Origin of the sequence: Tardiphaga sp. 20_F10_N6_6 (genome assembly GCF_052076045.1) — a bacterium.
In the GTDB taxonomy this organism is placed as follows: Bacteria; Pseudomonadota; Alphaproteobacteria; order Rhizobiales; family Xanthobacteraceae; genus Tardiphaga; species Tardiphaga robiniae.
The window spans coordinates 6,295,712-6,309,016 of sequence record NZ_CP197239.1; the positions used below are offsets into that span (position 1 = coordinate 6,295,712).

The 13,305-nt window shown below is 62.8% G+C and carries 14 protein-coding genes; 11 read left to right on the top strand and 3 right to left on the bottom strand.

Annotated elements, in window-relative coordinates:
• Positions 1–154: 154 nt before the first annotated feature.
• Together AB7813_RS30015 and AB7813_RS30020 are read left to right on the top strand one after the other, a co-directional pair.
• Entirely contained in the window at positions 155–355 is a 201-nt protein-coding gene (locus AB7813_RS30015; RefSeq protein ID WP_068734021.1) for a DUF2065 domain-containing protein, read from the top strand.
• 198 nt (positions 356–553) lie between these two features.
• A complete protein-coding gene (locus AB7813_RS30020) occupies positions 554–2,092 on the top strand; it encodes a Do family serine endopeptidase (protein WP_089268265.1) in 1,539 nt (512 codons plus the stop codon).
• A 1,059-nt stretch (positions 2,093–3,151) separates the two neighbouring features.
• On the opposite strand, the gene AB7813_RS30025 is transcribed toward AB7813_RS30020, so the two are convergent.
• Both AB7813_RS30025 and serB read right to left on the bottom strand, forming a co-directional pair.
• Positions 3,152–3,475 carry a hypothetical protein gene (locus AB7813_RS30025; protein ID WP_139285909.1) on the bottom strand — a complete coding sequence of 108 codons (324 nt, stop codon included), beginning with the start codon at positions 3,473–3,475 and terminating at the stop codon, positions 3,152–3,154.
• 88 nt (positions 3,476–3,563) lie between these two features.
• Positions 3,564–4,457 (bottom strand): phosphoserine phosphatase SerB, encoded by an 894-nt coding sequence (serB, locus tag AB7813_RS30030; RefSeq protein WP_439063360.1) that lies wholly within the window; start codon positions 4,455–4,457, stop codon positions 3,564–3,566.
• 3 nt (positions 4,458–4,460) lie between these two features.
• On the opposite strand from serB, the gene miaA reads away from it, so the two are divergent.
• The 8 genes from miaA (at position 4,461) to ilvC (ending at position 11,677) form a co-directional block, all read left to right on the top strand.
• A complete protein-coding gene (miaA, locus tag AB7813_RS30035; protein WP_175365602.1) occupies positions 4,461–5,387 on the top strand; it encodes a tRNA (adenosine(37)-N6)-dimethylallyltransferase MiaA in 927 nt (308 codons plus the stop codon).
• Positions 5,388–5,426: 39 nt separating this feature from the next.
• Positions 5,427–5,723 carry a type II toxin-antitoxin system RelE/ParE family toxin gene (locus tag AB7813_RS30040; protein ID WP_175365601.1) on the top strand — a complete coding sequence of 99 codons (297 nt, stop codon included), beginning with the start codon at positions 5,427–5,429 and terminating at the stop codon, positions 5,721–5,723.
• A gap of 8 nt (positions 5,724–5,731) precedes the next feature.
• Positions 5,732–6,040 carry a HigA family addiction module antitoxin gene (locus AB7813_RS30045; protein ID WP_175365600.1) on the top strand — a complete coding sequence of 103 codons (309 nt, stop codon included), beginning with the start codon at positions 5,732–5,734 and terminating at the stop codon, positions 6,038–6,040.
• 480 nt (positions 6,041–6,520) lie between these two features.
• Positions 6,521–8,299, top strand: a complete 1,779-nt coding sequence (locus AB7813_RS30050) for an acetolactate synthase 3 large subunit (protein WP_175365599.1) — start codon at positions 6,521–6,523, stop codon at positions 8,297–8,299.
• Positions 8,300–8,462: 163 nt separating this feature from the next.
• Entirely contained in the window at positions 8,463–9,005 is a 543-nt protein-coding gene (gene ilvN / locus AB7813_RS30055; RefSeq protein ID WP_068738461.1) for an acetolactate synthase small subunit, read from the top strand.
• A gap of 18 nt (positions 9,006–9,023) precedes the next feature.
• Positions 9,024–9,896: an EamA family transporter gene (locus tag AB7813_RS30060; RefSeq protein ID WP_175365598.1), complete on the top strand. Its 873-nt coding sequence runs from the start codon at positions 9,024–9,026 to the stop codon at positions 9,894–9,896.
• A gap of 4 nt (positions 9,897–9,900) precedes the next feature.
• A complete protein-coding gene (locus tag AB7813_RS30065; RefSeq protein WP_175365597.1) occupies positions 9,901–10,503 on the top strand; it encodes a LysE family translocator in 603 nt (200 codons plus the stop codon).
• A 154-nt stretch (positions 10,504–10,657) separates the two neighbouring features.
• Positions 10,658–11,677, top strand: coding sequence for a ketol-acid reductoisomerase (ilvC, locus tag AB7813_RS30070; protein WP_089267877.1), 1,020 nt, complete (start codon positions 10,658–10,660; stop codon positions 11,675–11,677).
• Between the two features lie 141 nt (positions 11,678–11,818).
• On the opposite strand, the gene AB7813_RS30075 is transcribed toward ilvC, so the two are convergent.
• The gene (locus tag AB7813_RS30075) at positions 11,819–12,307 is read right to left on the bottom strand and encodes an energy transducer TonB (RefSeq protein ID WP_231077549.1); all 489 of its coding nucleotides are present in this window, start codon (positions 12,305–12,307) and stop codon (positions 11,819–11,821) included.
• Between the two features lie 119 nt (positions 12,308–12,426).
• Here AB7813_RS30075 and AB7813_RS30080 point away from each other — a divergent pair, with 119 nt between their 5' ends.
• On the top strand, positions 12,427–13,275 hold the full coding sequence (locus AB7813_RS30080) for an SDR family NAD(P)-dependent oxidoreductase (protein ID WP_439083767.1): 849 nt from the start codon (positions 12,427–12,429) through the stop codon (positions 13,273–13,275).
• Positions 13,276–13,305: the final 30 nt, after the last annotated feature.

The window sequence follows — 13,305 nt, forward strand, 5'->3', positions numbered from 1 at the left end:
AAGCTTACGCGGATACCTGTTTTGCGTTCGCTGCCACTCTGATCTAAAGGATGAGGCGCGCCATCGTGGCGCGCCTCATTTGTTTTCAGAAAAGCGCCAAGAAAACTGCCAAGAAACTGCGGCCAGGGTGCGAACGTTCGGGAGTTGAAGTCGGATGAGGTCCATAGCGTTTGCCGACTTCCTCATCGGCATCGGAATCCTGTTCGTGTTCGAAGGCATCCTGTTCCTGGCATTTCCCGGATGGATGCGCCGCGCGATGAAGAGCGCGCTGCAAAGCCCTGACAATATCCTGCGCATCGCCGGTCTGGTCTCGGCCGTCGGCGGCCTGATCCTGATCTGGGCGATCCGGCGCTAGCGGCGGCTCATAATCTCTCCGGGCGTCCGAAAAAGCTCTTCCCGATCAACGCGATCGTGCACGTTTACGTCCGCATTCCGCCGCAATCCACGTCCCAGATGGGCCAGCCGGATGGCCCGCGCGAAGGCTTGCGCGATGTCGCCGTTCGGGCGCACTCTCAGTCAAATTTGCCGACTCTCTTTTGGAGACGTTTCCGACATGTCCATCGCTCATCCCTCTCTGAGCTCCGTTTCGCGCCGTGCACCGTATAGCGGCCTGCGTCCGCTGCTGACGGCGCTTTGTTTTGGCGCCGCGGTCGCCACGTTTTCCGCGCCGGCCTCGGCCCGCGGACCGGATGGCATCGCCGACGTCGCCGAGAAGGTGATCGATTCCGTGGTCAATATCTCGACCACCTCGACTGTCGAGGCGAAGAACAGCGACAAGGGGGAGGGCGGTGGCCGCGGGGCGATGCCGCAACTGCCGCCAGGCTCGCCGTTCGAGGAGTTCTTCGACGACTTCTTCAAGAACCGCGGCGGGCGCCCCGGCGGCGACAAGAATGGCGGCCTGCAGCCGCGCAAGACCAATTCGCTCGGCTCCGGTTTCATTATCGACACCTCGGGCGTCGTGGTCACGAACAACCATGTCATCGATGGTGCCGACGAGATCACCGTCATCATGAATGACGGCACCAAGATCAAGGCCGAGCTGGTCGGCGTCGACAAGAAGACCGATCTGGCAGTGCTGAAGTTTACCCCGGTAAAGCCTGTGGTCGCCGTGAAGTTCGGCGATAGCGAGAAACTGCGGCTTGGCGAATGGGTGATCGCGATCGGCAATCCGTTTTCGCTCGGCGGCAGCGTCACTGCGGGCATCGTCTCGGCGCGTAACCGCGAGATCAGCAATAACAGCCCCTATGACAGCTACATCCAGACTGACGCCTCGATCAATCGCGGCAATTCGGGCGGTCCGCTGTTCAACCTCGAGGGCGAAGTGGTTGGCGTGAACACGCTGATCATCTCGCCCACCGGCGGCTCCATCGGCCTCGGCTTCGCCGTGCCGTCGAAGACCGTGGTCGGCGTCATCGAGCAGCTGCGCGAATACAAGGAAGTCCGCCGCGGCTGGCTCGGCGTGCGCATCCAGCCGGTGACGGACGAGATTGCCGAGAGCCTGAACATCAAGCCGGCGCGCGGCGCACTGATCGCGGGTGTCGACGACAAGGGCCCGGCCAAGCCTGCCGGCCTCGAGCCCGGCGATGTGGTGATCAAGTTCGACGGCCGTGACGTCAAGGAGCCGAAGGACCTGTCGCGCATCGTTGCCGGCACCGCCGTCGGCAAGGCGGTCAATGTGCTGATCATTCGCAAGGGCAAGGAAGAGACCAAGCAGGTCACCCTCGGACGTCTCGAGGATGACAAGCCGGTGCAGGCCTCGATCAAGGCCACGCCGGAAGCCGAGAAGCCGGCGACGCAGAAGGCGCTGGGCCTCGACCTCACCGGTCTCAGCAAGGATCTGCGCACCAAGTACAAGATCAAGGACAGCGTGAAGGGCGTCATCGTGACCGGCGTCGATGCCGGCTCCGACGCCGCCGAGAAGCGCCTGGCCGCCGGCGACGTCATCGTCGAGGTCGCGCAGGAAGCGGTCACCAACGCCGCCGACGTCAAGAAGCGCGTCGATGCCTTGAAGAAGGACGGCAAGAAGTCGGTGCTGCTGCTGGTGTCGAATGCCGAAGGCGAGCTGCGCTTTGTGGCGCTGAGCGTGCAGTAGGGCTCTTTCTTCTCCCTCCCTCAAGCGCGGCGAAGCCGCGCGCAGCGGGGAGGGTGGCGCGTTTGAGAGCGAAGCGAACAAACGTGACGGGTGGGGTGCCCCACGTGAGGGCGTCGCTCGTGGCACCCCCACCCCGGCCTCCACTTCGTCGATGCTGCGCATCGCCTCCTTCGGCCGACCCTGCCCGCCTAGCGAAGCTTCGCTTCGCGCGGGGGGAGGGATTCCACAAACGCCTGCGCGCCGTTGCAGATGTGAATGTTAAACAGCCACTACCCTTCAGACATGCGTCATCGCCCCCATTGTTTGCGGCGCGGGGGCGCCGTCGTCGCTTGCATTCCCACCCTCCTGTGAGAGGGCGTGCGGAACGCCGGGTGCCCGTTGCACCCTTGGGCCTGATGCGATGCGGTCTTCCGCAATAGTGAATGCATCAGGACTTTCGGAGGCGCCGAGCCAGTGCCCGACGTTCCGCATACGGTGTTTTTTCGGTTGCTTGCACTTTGCCTCGACGAACGCTCCGATCGCGAATTAAAGTCCCAAGGCGATGGGAAGGGAGCCTCAAGCGAGTAAGCCGAACGCGTTTTGACTTGGTCGTCCGTCACACTGTCCAGGGCAACTTTCCATCCCAAGGCCGGTCGTCTCCTTGCCAGTGGCAGTGCTGGCGCAGATCCGTCCTGCCCGAAGACAGACGTCACCCCCAAACCGCGTGACGCCGCATCTCCGGCGTCCACCGCATCCCACCCCGCGAACGTGACGATCGCGATCGCCCCTCTCGGTGGGGCAGGACGAGGGGGAATATAAACCTTATGGGGATGGTGTCAACGGAAGATAGGAAAAAATGTTTGGCGTCGGCCTGTTGCCCTCACGAAAGCGGGGAGCCCAGTAAACGCCGGCGTTGCGCTTCGTCACGATGGCCTGCGTTTACTGGGCCGCCCGATCAAGTCGGGCGACGACAATTAGAGTTTGCGGCTGAAGCCACCAGAACACGTCGAGATTCCCCGCCACTCCAACTGGAGTGGCGGGGAATCTCGTCATGGGATGAACACTCCGGGAATCTTATTTTTAGGCGGGCGGCTCAGTGACCGGTTCCTTCTCGGGATAGCGCTGTTTGATCAACCAGTCGGCGGTCAGCAGCACCGCGAATGTCGCAAGTAGCAGCAGAACCAGCGTGCGAAGCGATATTGCCTGCTGCCTGTAAGCTTGCTGGAGAACGAGAAACATCGTCAGCCATGCGCCCGCATAGATGCTTCGCCAGCCGGTATGGAGAAGTTGGCGTGCGGAAAGCGGCCTGTCGGCCAGGAACGTCCGCACGCATTCCATTAGGGGCACGAGAATCCAAATCAAAGCGAAGAGCGGAACGAGACCCGATAAATCCAACGGCGGCATGATGACCGGTGCTTTCGTAACTGAAGACCGGTCGTTTGACGCTGCGGCTGCCGCAGTGGTTCAATTTACGTTTAGACTTTGGCCGTGCCTACGCGGTCACAAACGTGCTGCGCTTGTAGCCCTGCGCATACAGTAGCGCGGTGAGATCGCCGTGGTCGATCCGGGCTGCTGCCGATGCAGCCACGGCCGGCTTGGCGTGATAGGCGACGCCGAGGCCTGCATCCTGGATCATGGCGAGATCGTTGGCGCCGTCGCCGACGGCCATGGTGTCGAGATTGTCGAGATCGAAGGACTCGCGCAGCTCCACGAGTGTGGCGAGTTTCGCGGCCTTGCCGAGGATCGGCTCGGCCACCGTGCCGGTCAGCTTGCCATCCGCGACATGCAACACGTTGGCGCGGTTTTCCTGGAAGCCGACGAGTTCGGCGACCTTGGCTGTGAACAGCGTGAAGCCGCCGGAGACGAGGCAGGTATAGGCGCCATTGGCGCGCATGGTCTGCACCAGCTCGCGGCCGCCTGGCGTCAGCGTGATGCGCGAGGCCAGCACCTCGTCGACGACGCCGACCTTCAGATTTTTCAGCAGCGCCACGCGTTCGCGCAGCGCCGGCTCGAACTCGATCTCGCCGCGCATGGCGCGTTCGGTAATCGCAGCCACATGGGCCTTGAGGCCGGCGAAATCGGCGAGCTCGTCGATACATTCCTGGCCGATCATGGTGGAATCCATGTCGGCGAGAAAAAGCTTCTTGCGGCGGTCGCTGACAGGCTGCACGACAACGTCGATCGGCATGTCGCCGCGGGCTGCGCGCAGGCGGTCGCCGAGCGCGAGCATGTTGTGGTCGCTGGCAAACATGATATCTGCGGCGACGCCGTCGCTCAGCCAGTGCGCCTCGGTGTCGCCCGGCAGAAGTGCGCGCAGACCGTCGACCACCGTGCTATCGAGAGCGGGATTGGCGGGATTGCAGATCAGGGTCGCGACGAGAGACATGACGTGAGTTCCAAGCCAGACAACAGAGCGCTGCTTATCGCAGGGCCGACCGCCAGCGGCAAGTCGGCGCTGGCGCTGGCCGTGGCGCGCGCGCAGAACGGCGTGGTCATCAATACCGACAGCATGCAGGTCTATCGCGACCTGCGCGTGCTGACGGCGCGGCCGACGGTCGACGAGGAGGCGCTGGCGCCGCACCGGCTCTATGGCTCGGTCGATGCCGCGGTGAATTTCTCCGCCGGCGCCTGGGTGGAGGAGGCGGCGCGGGTGCTTGCCGAGGTGCGGACGCAAGGCAAACTGCCGATCTTCATCGGCGGCTCCGGACTATACTTCAAGGCGCTGACGCGCGGGCTCTCGGCCGTACCGCCCGTCGCCGCCGAGGTGCGCGACGATGTCCGCGCACGGCTGGAGCGGGACGGGCCAGAGGCGCTGCATGCGCAGCTCGCTTTGGTCGATCCGGTCTCCGCTGCGCGGCTCAATCTGCGCGACCGCACGCGCATCGCCCGCGCGCTTGAAGTGGTGGAGGCGACCGGACGTTCGCTGACCGACTGGCATAGCGAAGGCCTGCCGCCGCTGCTGCCACCGGAGGGCGTGACCGCGCTGTTTCTCGCGCCTGAGCGCGATGAGCTTTATGCGCGGATCGATGCGCGGTTCGCGCGGATGCTGGATGAAGGCGCGCTGGACGAAGTCGCAGCGCTGGCCGCGCGCGGTCTCGATTCGCTGCTGCCGGCGATGAAGGCTCATGGCGTGCCGGCGCTGATCCGGCATATCCGCGGCGAGATCTCGCGCGAGGAGGCCGCGGAGATCGGGCAGGCGGATACGCGCCACTACGCCAAGCGGCAGTTCACGTGGTTTCGGCATCAACTGCCGGAGTTCGCGTGGATGACGGTGGAGGAGGCGGGGACGAGCTTGGCCAGAGCTCTTGTCCGTTGACCCATAGGGTGGTACAATGGCTCATCTGGGAGGCTCTGAATGATCGTCGGGTTTCGCGATGATTGGTTGCGGGCCTTCTTCGTGGACGACGTCCATTCTCGCAACATTCCGGCGGACCTTGAAAGCCGGCTGTTTCGCAAGCTTCAGATGATCGACGATGCGACCACCGATCAGGATCTGCGCGTACCGCCGAGCAATCATTTCGAAAAGCTGCGCGGCAAACTTGGCGGCTTGCACTCGATCCGCGTCAACAACCAATGGCGGCTGATCTTCCGCTGGGACAGCAGCCGCGGCGAAGCGTCGGATCTTTATCTCGACGATCACAGCTATCGATGAGGTGACTCATGCTGATGACCAAACGCAAGCCGGCCACTGTCGGTGAAATCCTGGTCGAGGAATTCATGCAGCCGCTTGGCCTGACACAAGGGACATTGGCAAAGGCGATGGGTGTCCAGCGCAAGCATGTGAACGAGTTGTGCAACGATCGCCGTAACGTGACCGCGGCGACCGCGCTCATTCTCGCGCGCGTCTTCGGCAACAGCCCGGACTTCTGGCTGAACGTGCAGCGCCGCAGCGATTTGTGGGAGGCGATGAACTCGCCGCAGGAAATGGCGCGGATCGAACGTGCAACGCCGCTGGTGAAGGCGGCGTAGGCCTGCAAACCAACACGCCGTCATGGCCGGGCAGAGCGAAGCGAGCTTCGCTAGATGTCCTGGCCATCCACGTTTTCGCTTGCGGCCAAAGGCGTGGATACCCGGCATGCGCCGGGCATGACGGTTGAGGAGGCGGCGCATATCAGCCCGCCCGTTTTTTCCGCTCGCCGAACGCCAAAGACCCGGCTAGGCTCCAAAATCAGCGCGATCACAGCAACTTCCCTTGACATCCCCCGTTTGCTGGCTATGTTCCGCGCAAGTTATGAAAAGTCGGACCGATCCTGTGCGCAACAAAGTTACGAATCTCCTTATTATCGTGGTACCCTGGCGCACCGCCGGGGGTAGCTGACGGCTACCCACGAACCGAGCGGTGTGCACAGGGTCCTGAACGGGCCCTTTTTTATTGTCTGAACTTCAAGCTTTCCGAACCCAGCGACCATCCAGACCAAGCCGCGCCGCAGAGCGCATCCGGAGCGAACCATGAGCGACAGCAAGCCTCACGATCCCAATCAGATGACCGGCGCCGCGATGATCGTGCGCGCGCTTGCTGATCATGGCGTCAAGCACATCTTCGGCTATCCCGGTGGTGCGGTGCTGCCGATCTATGACGAGATCTACCAGCAGTCCGAAGTGGAGCACATTCTGGTCCGCCACGAGCAGGGCGCCGGTCATGCCGCCGAAGGCTATGCGCGCTCGACGGGTTTGCCGGGCGTCGTGCTGGTGACCTCGGGTCCGGGCGCCACCAATATGGTGACGCCGCTGGCCGACGCGCTGATGGATTCGATCCCGCTGGTCTGCATCACCGGACAGGTCCCGACGCATCTCATTGGTAACGACGCGTTCCAGGAATGCGACACCGTCGGCATCACGCGGCCCTGCACCAAGCACAACTGGCTGGTCCGCGACGTCAACGATCTCGCCAAGGTGCTGCATGAAGCCTTCTACGTCGCCACCACCGGCCGTCCGGGCCCGGTCGTCGTCGACGTGCCGAAGGATGTGCAGTTCGCCACCGGCACCTATCATCCGCCGCGCAAGTCGGACGTCCATATCTCCTATTCGCCGCGCGTGAAGGGTGATGCCAATGCGATCCGCAAGGCGGTGTCGCTGCTGGCGGGTGCCAAGAAGCCGATCATCTATTCCGGCGGCGGCGTCATCAATTCGGGTCTCGCGGCATCGAAGCTGCTGCGCGAGCTGGTCGAGGTCACCGGTTTCCCGATCACCTCGACGCTGATGGGCCTCGGCGCCTATCCGGCCTCCGGCCCGAACTGGCTGGGCATGCTGGGCATGCACGGCACTTACGAAGCGAACATGGCGATGCACGACTGTGACGTCATGCTGTGCGTCGGCGCGCGCTTCGACGACCGCATCACCGGACGTACGGACGCGTTCTCGCCGAACTCGAAGAAGATCCATATCGACATCGATCCGTCGTCGATCAACAAGAACATCCGCGTCGATATCCCAATCATCGGCGATTGCGGCAACGTGCTGGGCGACATCCTGCAGGTGTTCAAATCCGAGGCGAAGAAGCCTGACACCAAGGACTGGTGGAAGACCATCGCCACCTGGCGCGCGCGCAATTCGCTGGCCTATAAGACGAATAACGATGTGATCCTGCCGCAATATGCGATCCAGCGGCTGTTCGAGGCGACGCGCGGTCACGACACCTACATCACCACCGAAGTCGGCCAGCATCAGATGTGGGCGGCGCAGTTCTTCGGCTTCGAAGAGCCGCATCGCTGGATGACGTCGGGTGGTCTCGGCACTATGGGCTACGGCCTGCCGGCGGCGCTCGGCGTGCAGGTCGCGCATCCGGATTCGCTGGTCATCGATATCGGTGGCGACGCGTCGGTGCAGATGACGATGCAGGAAATGTCAGCCGCGGTTCAGCACGAACTGCCGATCAAGATCTTCATCCTCAACAATCAGTATATGGGCATGGTGCGCCAGTGGCAGCAGCTGCTGCATGGCAACCGGCTGTCGCATTCGTACTCGGAAGCACTGCCTGATTTCGTCAAGCTGGCGGAAGCCTATGGCGGCGTCGGCTTCCAGTGCAGCAAGCCCGGCGATCTCGACGGCGCGCTGCAGGAGATGATCAAGGTGAAGAAGCCGGTGCTGTTCGACTGCCGCGTTGCCGCGCTGGAAAACTGCTTCCCGATGATCCCGTCCGGCAAGGCGCATAACGAAATGCTGCTGCCGCTGGAAGCCAATGATGAAGCCACCGCCGCGGCCTTCGCCGGCGGCAAGGCGCTGGTGTGATGCAGATAACACAGGCCCTCATCCTGAGGAGCCGCACTCTTGTGCGGCGTCTCGAAGGATGAGTGTCCAAGCTCATGGTTCGAGACGCGCGAAGCCGCGCTCCTCACCATGAGGGATGTAACATCGTGGCGAAAGCCAAACGAGACTTCGACAGGAAACGACAATGGAACAGCCTGCCTCCGCCTATTTCATGGAAGAGCGTCACGATCCCAACGAGACGCATACGCTGACGGTGCTCGTCGCCAATGAGCCCGGCGTGCTCGCGCGCGTCATCGGTCTTTTCTCCGGCCGCGGCTACAACATCGAAAGTCTCACGGTGTCGGAGACCGAGAGCCACAAGCATGTCTCGCGCATCACCATCGTCACCACGGGCACGCCGATGGTGATCACGCAGATCAAGCATCAGCTCGATCGCATGATCCCGGTGCATCGCGTGGTCGACATGACGCTGACCGGCCGCTCCATCGAGCGTGAGCTTGCCATGGTGAAGTTGCGCGGCACCGGCGAGCATCGCGTCGAAGCGTTACGTTTGGCCGAAGCGTTCCGCGCGCGCGTCATCGACGCCACCATCGAGAGCTTCGTGTTCGAGATCACCGGCAATACCGGCAAGATCAACCAGTTTATCGACCTGATGCGGCCGCTTGGCCTCGTCGAGATCTCGCGCACCGGCGTTGCCGCCATCAGCCGCGGACCGGAGGGGATGTAGCCTCCACGCATCGCAGTCATGAAACCTCTCGACATCGCGTTGGCCGTCGCAGTGGCCGTGATCTGGGGCGTCGGCTTCGTGCTGACCCGGATGGCGGTCGACGAAATGTCGTCGACGCTGCTCACCACGCTGCGCTTCGGCATCACGGCACTGCCGTGCCTGTTCCTGCCGAAGCCGAAGCTATCATGGCTGCTGATCGTCGCCACCAGCTGGCTCTTGGTGGCGCAATTCCTGGCGCAGACCTATGGCATGGCGCATGGCGTGCCGGCGGGGTTGACCTCGGTGATCGTGCAGAGCCAGGCGTTGTTCACGGTGGGCGCCGCAGCGCTGTTCCTGCGGGAATTGCCGACCCGGCAGCAGGTCGCGGGTATCGCCATCGCCATGGGCGGACTGCTGATGATCTGCTTCACGGTCGGCTATGACTTCAGCGTGTTTCCTTTCATGGTGCTGATGACCGCGCCGGTGAGCTTTGCGTTCTCCAATCTGCTGCTGCGGCGCGCGCAGGGCGTGCCGATGCTCGACCTGTTCGCCTGGATCAGTCTTGTCGCGCTGCTGCCGCTGCTGGTGGTGCTGTTCGGTGTCGATGGCGCGAGCACGACGTGGCAGTCGCTCACGCATGTCTCGCTGAAGGCCTTCGCCTGCGTGCTGTTCCTCGCGCTGGTCGGCACCACGCTGGGCTACTGGATCTGGGGCCGGCTGCTGCGTGACTATTCCGCGGCGCAGGTCGTGCCATTCGCGCTGCTGGTGCCCTTCATCGGGGCGGCTGCGTCGAGCGTCACGTTCGGCGAGCAGTTTGGATCACTGCGGCTCGCCGGTATGATCGTCGTCGTCTGCGGCATCGCCGTGATGCTGCTGTCGAAGCGCCCACCCACGCTTGTCGAGGTGGTCTGAGGTCATGTCGCAGCAACTCTTGTTCGCCTTCATCGTGTTCGCCATCGTGATGTTCTTCACGCCAGGCCCGAACAACATCATGCTGCTCGCGTCGGGGCTTAATTTTGGCTTTCGTCGTACGCTGCCGCATGTCTTCGGCGTCACCGTCGGCTTTGCTTTCATGGTCGCCGTCACGGGCCTCGGATTGGGGGCGGTCTTCACCTCCTATCCGGTGCTGCACACCGTCCTGAAATATGCCGGCGCGGCGTATCTCGTCTATCTCGCCTTTGCGATCGGGATGTCCGGTCCGCCGAGCCCCGGTGACGCCGAGCGGCGCCGGCCGATGACGTTTTTCGGCGCAGCGCTGTTTCAATGGGTCAACGTCAAGGGCTGGGTGATGGTGATCGGCACCATCACCGCCTATGCGGCGATTGCGAACTATCCCTGGAACATCCTGCTGCAGGTCGCCCTGTCGCTGCTGCTCGGGTTCGTCTCCTGCGTCACTTGGGTGCTGTGCGGCACCTCGCTGCAATCGCTGGTAAAATCGCCTGGCGCGGTCCGGGCGTTCAATATCGTCATGGGGCTGCTGCTGCTGGCCTCCCTGTATCCGGTGCTGGTCGAGCTATGAGCCCGACGCGCAGCGTAAAATCACCGCCGCGGGCTTGTCTCGCGGCACCCGTCGCCCTAGAAACCGGCGGCAATTCATGGTCTTCGGCCATTCGGCTTGAGACCGGTTCGAACGGGCAGCTTTGAAATATAGTTGCTGAAGAGAGGAAATACCCATGCGAGTTTATTACGATCGCGACGCCGACCTGAACCTGATCAAGGGCAAGAAGGTCTGCATCGTCGGCTATGGCAGCCAGGGCCATGCCCATGCGCTGAACCTCAAGGACTCTGGCGTCAAGGACGTGGTCATTGCGCTGCGCAAGGGCTCGGCCACCGCGAAGAAGGCGGAAGCCGCCGGCTTCAAGGTGATGGAAGTCGCCGAGGCCGCCAAGTGGGCCGACCTGATGATGATGCTGACCCCCGACGAATTGCAGGGCGACATCTATCGCGACCACATGCATGACAACATGAAGAAGGGCGCAGCGCTCGTCTTCGCGCACGGCCTCAACGTGCACTTCAACCTGCTTGATCCGCGTGAAGATCTCGACGTGCTGATGATCGCACCGAAGGGTCCAGGCCACACCGTGCGTTCGGAATATCAGCGCGGCGGCGGCGTGCCCTGCCTGATCGCGGTTCACAAGGACGTTTCGGGCAACGCCCATGACCTCGGCCTGAGCTACGCTTCGGCAGTGGGTGGTGGCCGCGCCGGCATCATCGAGACCTCGTTCAAGGAAGAGTGCGAAACCGATCTGTTCGGCGAACAGGCCGTTCTCTGCGGCGGCACCGTCGAATTGATCCGCGCCGGCTTCGAGACGCTGGTGGAAGCCGGCTACGCGCCGGAAATGGCTTACTTCGAGTGCCTGCACGAACTGAAGCTGATCGTCGACCTGATCTATGAAGGCGGCATCGCCAACATGAATTACTCGATCTCCAACACCGCCGAATACGGCGAATACGTCACCGGCCCGCGCATCGTCACCTCGGAGACCAAGGCCGAGATGAAGCGCGTGCTGACCGACATTCAGTCCGGCAAGTTCGCCCGCGACTGGATGCTGGAAAACAAGGTCAACCAGGCCTCGTTCAAGGCGACCCGTCAGCGCAACAACGCGCATCCGATCGAGGAAGTGGGCGCCAAGCTCCGCGACATGATGCCGTGGATCAAGGAAAAGGCGCTGGTCGACAAGACCAAGAACTAAGCGCTTCGCTTAGGCGCAGCTATGATGGGACCGCGGCAACGCGGTCCCGTTTCTTTTGAAATGTACAATGCGTGATGAGCTCACCGAAATGGCCAGCCCGCAAAGTCCGCGCCAGGTATTTGCCACATGCTATCCGGGAGTTCACGTGCCATGCAGGCGCGCGGCTCTGCCGCCATGGGAGGACGGGCCCGAATAGGCTATCGGCACGCCGACCGCCAGAACCGCTTTAGGGTATATCGATGGCAGTGGCGCGAATGGGCCGGCCATCCGCACAACGGCGAGAGCTGCACCGTCAAGTTCGGTGTTTCCAGAACTCCTTAAGACGGTAGCCTCGACCACCCGACCACTGCGGTTCACCGCAAGACAGACGACCACACGTCCGCGAAGTCCCGCCTCGGCAAGCCGCTTTGCCGTTCGCATGATCCGCGCGGTTGTGTGCTGCCGCCATGCGCGCATGGCCGGACTCGCGGTCATGGCTTCGGGGCCAGTTGTCGGTGCAATCTGCGCTTCCGCACTCGTTGCCATTGCGGCGAGCAACACGGCGACGCCGATTGCTCGCCGCATGGTCATATTGAGTCCTTTGCTCTGCTTCGTGTGGTTGGCCGGGGTTGAGGCAAAAACAGGAAGCATGTCGAGCCCTTGAGATTGGATGACGGAAGCCAATAGATGAGTGATATCATATTGCGCCCACTTTCTTCCATTTTCTGGGTACTGAGACAACCTTCGCACCATGTCGAGCAGGTCACCGCATGAATGCTATTGTTATCACCGGCGTCTCCACGGGCATCGGCCACGCCACGGCGAAGCTTCTACTCGCGCGCGGTTTTCGCGTATTCGGCAGTGTCCGCAGGCAGGCCGATGCCGAGCGCTTGCAAGTCGAGTTCGGCACGAACTTCATCCCGCTGCTGTTCGATGTGACCGATGAGGCCGCTGTGTTGGCCGCCGCTGTCCAAGTTCGCGCCGCGCTGAACGGCGAGACGCTTGCAGGGCTCGTCAACAATGCCGGCGTTGCGGTGCCGGGCGCGCTGCTCGATCTGGCGGTGGACGAGTTTCGCCAGCAGATCGAGATCAATGTGATGGGGCCGGTGATCGTCACCAAGGCCTTCGCGCCGCTGCTCGGCGCCGATCCGGCAATGACGGGCGCGCCCGGGCGCATCGTGATGATGAGTTCGGTGTCCGGACAGTTCGGCAATCCACTGCTGTCGCCCTATAGCGCGTCGAAATTCGCACTGGAAGGATTGGCCGAGAGCCTGCGGCGCGAATTCATGCTGTTCGGCATCGACGTGCTGGTGATCGCGCCGGGGGCCGTGCGCACGCCGATCTGGGACAAGGCCGACGCCCTCGATATGGCGCGCTTCGATGCGTCGCCGTTTCTGCCGGCGCTAACGAAGCTGCGCGAGATGCTGATGAAGCTGGCGAAGAACGGGCTGCCGCCGGAGACGATCGGCGAGCTGGTTCATCAGGCGTTGACCAGGCCCAACCCGAAAGTGCGCGTGGTGGCATCGCCGCAGCCGGTTCAGACTTGGATCGCCGGTTGGCTGCCGCGGCGCTGGCTGGACGGCATTATGGCGAAGCAGTTGGGATTACGGCCCAAATAGCGGGGCCATTTGTCGCCTCGACAGGGCGGC

Coding starts and splice junctions, on each gene's coding strand:
- ilvC (WP_089267877.1), top strand. CDS start 10,658: ATGCGAGTTTATTACGATCGCGACGCCGACCTGAACCTGATCAAGGGC.
- AB7813_RS30075 (WP_231077549.1), bottom strand. CDS start 12,307: ATGCTTCCTGTTTTTGCCTCAACCCCGGCCAACCACACGAAGCAGAGC.
- AB7813_RS30040 (WP_175365601.1), top strand. CDS start 5,427: ATGATCGTCGGGTTTCGCGATGATTGGTTGCGGGCCTTCTTCGTGGAC.
- AB7813_RS30080 (WP_439083767.1), top strand. CDS start 12,427: ATGAATGCTATTGTTATCACCGGCGTCTCCACGGGCATCGGCCACGCC.
- ilvN (WP_068738461.1), top strand. CDS start 8,463: ATGGAACAGCCTGCCTCCGCCTATTTCATGGAAGAGCGTCACGATCCC.
- AB7813_RS30015 (WP_068734021.1), top strand. CDS start 155: ATGAGGTCCATAGCGTTTGCCGACTTCCTCATCGGCATCGGAATCCTG.
- AB7813_RS30025 (WP_139285909.1), bottom strand. CDS start 3,475: ATGCCGCCGTTGGATTTATCGGGTCTCGTTCCGCTCTTCGCTTTGATT.
- AB7813_RS30045 (WP_175365600.1), top strand. CDS start 5,732: ATGCTGATGACCAAACGCAAGCCGGCCACTGTCGGTGAAATCCTGGTC.
- AB7813_RS30065 (WP_175365597.1), top strand. CDS start 9,901: ATGTCGCAGCAACTCTTGTTCGCCTTCATCGTGTTCGCCATCGTGATG.
- AB7813_RS30020 (WP_089268265.1), top strand. CDS start 554: ATGTCCATCGCTCATCCCTCTCTGAGCTCCGTTTCGCGCCGTGCACCG.
- AB7813_RS30050 (WP_175365599.1), top strand. CDS start 6,521: ATGAGCGACAGCAAGCCTCACGATCCCAATCAGATGACCGGCGCCGCG.
- serB (WP_439063360.1), bottom strand. CDS start 4,457: ATGTCTCTCGTCGCGACCCTGATCTGCAATCCCGCCAATCCCGCTCTC.
- AB7813_RS30060 (WP_175365598.1), top strand. CDS start 9,024: ATGAAACCTCTCGACATCGCGTTGGCCGTCGCAGTGGCCGTGATCTGG.